The sequence below is a fragment of the Streptococcus sp. CL8.13 genome (assembly GCF_049737895.1).
On the sequence record NZ_JBKOTT010000162.1, the window covers coordinates 1 to 612 of the forward strand.

Genomic DNA, 612 nt, shown 5'->3' on the forward strand with positions numbered 1-612 from the left:
GTCGCTTCATAGAGGTAGGCAGGATTGTAGTAGTAGGTGTCACGGTGACGAGAGTAGAAATATTCGTCAGCTTGTCCGTAATAGGTACCAATCTCAGCTGTGAAGCCAAGCTCTTCAATCAATTCACGTTTTAGGGCTTCCTGATGGTTCTCACCAGCTTCAATTTCACCACCTGGTAGGAACCAAGCGCCATTGGGTGCTTGAACAAGAACAATTTGTTTTTGTTCAGCATCAGGGATAACTGCATATACGCCATAACGGTGCTGGTAGGTTACATTCTCTTTTTTTTCTCCAAAGGTTGGATTTGCCATTGCATTTTCCTCATTATCTATTATCTTTATTATTATCTTAATGGACAAAGGCCGAGCTGTCAAGAACTTATAGTTATTTTTGTAAAAAGGAGCAGAAAATTTTCATTTTCTACTCCTTTTCTATAGGATTTATACTTCTTTTTCAGAAGTTTTTACTTCAGATTTTTTGGCAGACTTAATTTGAATCTTGCCCTTGCTGGTCATAACTGCCTTGAGGTCTTTTTCGCTTGGATTTTCAAGGTAGTAGTCAGTGATTGCGTCCTCAATATAGTCTTGAATAGTACGACGAAGTGGGCGTGCC

1 protein-coding gene and 1 pseudogene are annotated in these 612 nt (G+C 39.7%); both read right to left on the reverse strand.

Annotation, left to right across the window (positions count from 1 at the left end):
* A partial coding sequence (locus ACLNCN_RS05015; RefSeq protein WP_424844762.1) for an NUDIX domain-containing protein occupies nucleotides 1–311 on the reverse strand: 311 nt, incomplete at its 3' end.
* A 129-nt stretch (nucleotides 312–440) separates the two neighbouring features.
* A pseudogene (locus ACLNCN_RS05020) lies at nucleotides 441–612 on the reverse strand (AAA family ATPase); the annotation flags it as partial.